Raw genomic sequence first — 4,986 nt, 5'->3', positions numbered from 1 at the left:
CGGAGGGCGGCCGCGGTGCTCCGCGGCCGCCCTCCGGCGTGCTGTGTTCCGGGGGTGGGTCAGCCGGCGTGCGGCGTGACCTTGAGGATCTTCACCATCGCGGGCCGGCCGTTCGGCAGCTCGTAGGTGGCCTCGTCGCCGATCTGCTTGCCGTCGATCGCGCGGCCCAGCGGCGACTGCGGCGAGTAGACGTCCAGGTCGCCGGAGCTGGCCACCTCGCGCGAGGCGAGCAGGAACTCCATGGTGTCGTCCTCGTCGCCGTCGAAGGCGACCGTGACGATCATGCCCGGGGCCACCACGCCCGAGTCCGCGGGGGCCTCGCCGACCTTGGCGCGCTCCAGGAGCTGGGTCAGCTGGCGGATGCGCAGCTCGTACTTGCCCTGCTCCTCCTTGGCGGCGTGGTAGCCGGCGTTCTCCTTGAGGTCGCCCTCCTCGCGCGCCGCCTCGATCTTCTGGGCGATCTCGATGCGCCAGGGTCCGGTCAGGTGATCCAGCTCGGCCTTGAGCTGGTCATAGCCGGCCTGAGTGAGCCAGGTCACGTTCTCGCTGGTCTGGGTCACAGGTGCTCCTCGTAGGTGCTGGGGCTGTGCTGAGGGTGTGAGTCGTCAGCAGGGGGTCGGTGGTGATATCGGTCTCAACTACAAAGCAACGCCCGCTCCCGTACCATCCGGTGCGGAAAGGGGCGAAACCACGAGCCTAACAAGTCCTGCCGACAAGCGGGAGGGTCGTTGTCGCGCCATTGACGACGGCGTTGCGCCGAGGTGTACGGAGACCGGCGCGGGCCTCTGTCTGGATGCCCGCTCGCGGGATCGAATATGCGCAGGTTGCCGGGCCGGGCGCCACCCGGCACCCGGCCGTTCGTGGGTCACTTGGCGGGAGTGCAGCCCAGGAGCTCGGCGGTGGTGCCGCGGGCGGTGGTGCGCAGGCTGACCACGGCGTCGTAGCTGGAGCCGGTGGCCGGGACGGGGAAGTCGGCCAGGCCGACCACCGCGCCGTCCGAGCCCTGCGAGCGGACCGTGCAGCTGCCGGCCGTCCCGTCGCCCTTGCGCACCGAGAGGTGCAGCTGGACCTCGGAGTCCGACACCACCTGGAAGGTCGGCACCGCACCGTTGATCGCCGTCTCGCGGAGCAGGTACGAGCCGCCCAGCCAGGCGACCACGCCGAGGCCGAGCACGCCGCAGACCGCGCCGACGACCTTCAGGCGGCGGTCCGCCTCGCGGTCGGCGCTCCGGCCGTAGCGTCCCTCGGGCAGCTTGGCGGTGGTGGTGTCTGCGGTCATCGGGCCGAGTCCTCTCCGGGGAAGGGCCGCGCGGGTGGTGCGGGGGAATGCGGCGCTCCTCCAGTCCGTCACTATAGGAGGGGCACGCCCGCGCCCGAAGCGGCGGGGCGGGGCCCGGCCGTGCCGGCGGACGTCCGGCCGCCCGGTCCCGCGGTGACGCGGTCCCCTGAGTGTGCGGCTCGGACGACGGGTCGGCCGGCTTCGCGCCGACGCCCGGACGACAGGGAAGGAACGCAAGGCGTTGACTGAGCAGTTGCGACTGATGGCGGTGCACGCCCACCCGGACGACGAGTCCAGCAAGGGCGCGGCCACCATGGCCATGTACGTCGACCAGGGGGTGGACGTGCTCGTGGCCACCTGCACGGGGGGCGAGCGCGGGTCGGTCCTCAACCCCAAGCTCCAGGGGGACCCGTACGTCGAGGAGAACATCCACGAGGTGCGGCGCAAGGAGATGGACGCCGCGCGGGAGATCCTCGGGATCCGGCAGGCCTGGCTGGGTTTCGTCGACTCCGGCCTGCCCGAGGGCGACCCGCTGCCCCCGCTGCCCGAGGGCTGCTTCGGCCTGCAGGACGTGAAGGAGGCGGCCGAGCCGCTGGTCCGGCTCATCCGCGAGTTCCGGCCGCAGGTCATCACGACCTACGACGAGAACGGCGGCTACCCGCACCCCGACCACATCATGACCCACAAGATCACCATGCTGGCCTTCGACGCCGCCGGGGACCCGGACGCCTACCCGGAGGCCGGTGAGCCCTGGCAGCCGCTGAAGCTGTACTACAACCACGGCTTCCCGATGGGCCGCATCCGCGCGCTGCACGCCTACCTGACCGAGCACGGCCACGACTCCCCGTACGGCGAGTGGATCGCCGGCTGGGAGAAGAGCGGCCGCAAGGAGCGCGAGATCACCACCCGGGTGCGCTGCGAGGACTGGTTCGAGACCCGCGACCGCGCGCTGATCGCCCACGCTACCCAGATCGACCCGGACGGCCCGTGGTTCCGCGTCCCGCTGGAGGTCCAGCGCGAGGTCTGGCCCACCGAGGACTACGAGCTGGCCCGTACCCTGATCGACGTGGACCTGCCGGAGGACGACCTGTTCGCCGGCCTGCGCACCCCCACCCTGGCGGCCGAGGCCGCCGACACGCGCGACTGACCCCCCCCGATGGCCCGGCTCGCCGTGAGCCGGGCCACCATAGAGATATGAGCGCCCCCGTGAACCTCGTCCACTTCGCCGCCGACCTCGCCGTCGACGACGCCAAGGTCACCCCCGGTCTCCTCGGCTTCGTCGTCTTCGCCGCCCTCGGCGTGGCCACCTGGTTCCTGGCCAAGTCGATGAACCGCCAGTTCAAGAAGGTCAACTTCGCCGAGGACCCGGAGTCCCCGAAGGAGTGAGCCCCCGGCCCCCGTCCGGCCGCCGATGCGCGAGGATGGGGCCATGCCGAACCGTCTCGCGGACGCGACCTCGCCCTACCTGCTGCAGCACGCCGACAACCCTGTCGACTGGTGGCCGTGGAGCCCCGAGGCCTTCGCCGAGGCCGGGCGCCGCGGCGTGCCGGTCCTGCTGTCGGTGGGGTACGCGGCGTGCCACTGGTGTCATGTCATGGCGCACGAGTCGTTCGAGGACGAGGGTGTCGCCGGGTACCTGAACGAGCGGTTCGTGGCGGTCAAGGTGGACCGCGAGGAGCGGCCGGACGTCGATGCCGTGTACATGGAGGCGGTGCAGGCGGCCACCGGGCAGGGCGGGTGGCCGATGACGGTGTTCCTGACGCCGGACAAGGAGCCGTTCTACTTCGGTACGTACTTCCCGCCGCAGCCCCGGCACGGCATGCCGTCCTTCCGGCAGGTGCTGGAGGGCGTCGACGCCGCCTGGCGGGACCGGCGCGAGGAGGTCGGCGAGGTGGCCGGGCGGATCCGGGCCGACCTCGCCGAGCGGGCCTCGGTGTACTCGGCCGGGGCGCACCACCCGCCCGCGGCGGCGGACCTGCACCAGGCGCTGGTCACCCTCAGCCGCGACTTCGACGAGCGGCGCGGCGGCTTCGGCGGCGCGCCCAAGTTCCCGCCGGCCATGGTGATCGAGTACCTGCTGCGCCACCACGCCCGCACCGGCTCGCAGGCGGCGCTGGAGATGGCCGTGCGCACCGGCGAGGCGATGGCCCGCGGCGGCATCCACGACCAGCTCGGCGGGGGCTTCGCCCGGTACGCGGTGGACGCCGAGTGGGTCGTGCCGCACTTCGAGAAGATGCTGTACGACAACGCGCTGCTGCTGCGCGCCTACCTGCACCTGTGGCGCGCCACCGGATCCCCGCTCGCCCGCCGGGTGGCGCTGTCGACCGCGGACTTCCTGCTGCGCGAACTCCGCACCCCCGAGGGCGCGTTCGCCTCCGCGCTGGACGCCGACAGCCTCGACGAGGAGACCGGTGCCTCCGCCGAGGGCGCGTACTACGTGTGGGAGCCGGGCCAGTTGGTGGACCTCCTCGGCCCGGCTGACGCCGCCACCGCCGCCCGGCTGTTCTCGGTGACCGCGGACGGCACGTTCGAGCACGGCACCTCCGTTCTCCAACTCCTCGCCGACCCCGAGGACTTCGACGAGTTCGAGGCCATCAGGGAGCGGCTCCTCGCGGCCCGCGCCCAGCGGCCCGCGCCCGCCCGCGACGACAAGGTCGTCGCCGCGTGGAACGGCCTCGCGATCGCGGCCCTCGCCGAGACCGGTGCCCTCCTCGACCGGCCCGACCTCGTCGAGGCCGCCGAGCGCGCCGCCGACCTGCTGCTCGCCGTCCACCTCACCCCCGACGGGCGGCTGCTGCGCACCTCCCGGGACGGCCGGGCGGGCACCAACGCGGGCGTCCTGGAGGACTACGCGGACACCGCCGAGGGCTTCCTCGCGCTGTACGCCGTCACCGGCGAGGCGGAGTGGCTCCAGCTGGCCGGCGGGCTCCTCGACACCGTGCTCAAGCACTTCACCGACGAGGCGTCCGGCGCCCTGTACGACACCGCCGACGACGCCGAGGAGCTGATCCGCCGCCCGCAGGACCCGACCGACAACGCGACCCCGTCCGGCTGGACGGCCGCCGCCGGCGCCCTGCTCACGTACGCCGCGTACACCGGCTCGGCCCGCCACCGCACCGCCGCCGAACGGGCGCTCGGCATCGTCGGCGCGCTCGCCGCGCGGGCGCCGCGGTTCATCGGCTGGGGCCTCGCCGTCGCGGAGGCGCTGCTCGACGGGCCGCGCGAGGTCGCCGTCGTCGGCCCCGCGGACGACCCGGCGACGGCCGCGCTGCGGCGGGCGGCGCTGCTGGGGACCGCGCCGGGGGCGGTCGTGGCGGTCGGGGCGCCGGCGACCGGCGAGACCGAGGTGCCGCTGCTGGCCGACCGGCCGCTGGTGGGCGGGGCGCCCGCCGCGTACGTCTGCCGGCACTTCGCGTGCGACGCGCCGACCACGGACGCGGCGGTGCTGGGCGAGCGGCTGGGCGTGGCCGTCGAGTAGCCCGCGCGGCGGACGGACGCCCGGCTCGGCCCGCCATTGCACCGCCCGGCGGCGCGGCCTGGCGCGGCCGCTCGCCCAGCCCCGAGCGCCCGGCGGCGTCCCCGATTAATCGGTGGTGGCCCGGCCCCGGGCGGCGCGAGAATGGCGCATGACCTGGAAGTCCACGCCCTCCATGTCGACGACGAGGTGGTACTTGCCGTCGTTGACGAGCTCGACCAGCTGCTCCCGC

5 protein-coding genes and 1 pseudogene are annotated in these 4,986 nt (G+C 73.7%); 3 read left to right on the top strand and 3 right to left on the bottom strand.

Annotated elements, in window-relative coordinates:
• Positions 1-59: 59 nt before the first annotated feature.
• Both greA and AB0O00_RS29400 read right to left on the bottom strand, forming a co-directional pair.
• Positions 60-560: a transcription elongation factor GreA gene (gene greA / locus AB0O00_RS29405; protein WP_329927394.1), complete on the bottom strand. Its 501-nt coding sequence runs from the start codon at positions 558-560 to the stop codon at positions 60-62.
• 305 nt (positions 561-865) lie between these two features.
• A complete protein-coding gene (locus AB0O00_RS29400; protein WP_363656862.1) occupies positions 866-1,279 on the bottom strand; it encodes a DUF4307 domain-containing protein in 414 nt (137 codons plus the stop codon).
• A gap of 241 nt (positions 1,280-1,520) precedes the next feature.
• On the opposite strand from AB0O00_RS29400, the gene mca reads away from it, so the two are divergent.
• The 3 genes from mca to AB0O00_RS29385 are packed head-to-tail and all read left to right on the top strand — an operon-like array spanning position 1,521 to position 4,757.
• On the top strand, positions 1,521-2,426 hold the full coding sequence (gene mca, locus AB0O00_RS29395; RefSeq protein ID WP_363656860.1) for a mycothiol conjugate amidase Mca: 906 nt from the start codon (positions 1,521-1,523) through the stop codon (positions 2,424-2,426).
• 47 nt (positions 2,427-2,473) lie between these two features.
• Positions 2,474-2,665: a hypothetical protein gene (locus tag AB0O00_RS29390; RefSeq protein WP_363656858.1), complete on the top strand. Its 192-nt coding sequence runs from the start codon at positions 2,474-2,476 to the stop codon at positions 2,663-2,665.
• A 43-nt stretch (positions 2,666-2,708) separates the two neighbouring features.
• Positions 2,709-4,757: a thioredoxin domain-containing protein gene (locus AB0O00_RS29385; RefSeq protein WP_363656856.1), complete on the top strand. Its 2,049-nt coding sequence runs from the start codon at positions 2,709-2,711 to the stop codon at positions 4,755-4,757.
• A gap of 156 nt (positions 4,758-4,913) precedes the next feature.
• On the opposite strand, the pseudogene AB0O00_RS29380 reads toward AB0O00_RS29385, so the two are convergent.
• Positions 4,914-4,986: pseudogene (locus tag AB0O00_RS29380) on the bottom strand (anti-sigma B factor antagonist); the annotation flags it as partial.

Origin of the sequence: Kitasatospora sp. NPDC093558, from assembly GCF_040683475.1 — a bacterium.
Classification (GTDB): domain Bacteria; phylum Actinomycetota; class Actinomycetes; order Streptomycetales; family Streptomycetaceae; genus Kitasatospora.
The sequence above is the reverse complement of the archived record's forward strand: the minus strand, read 5'-3'. Positions and strand labels throughout refer to the sequence as shown.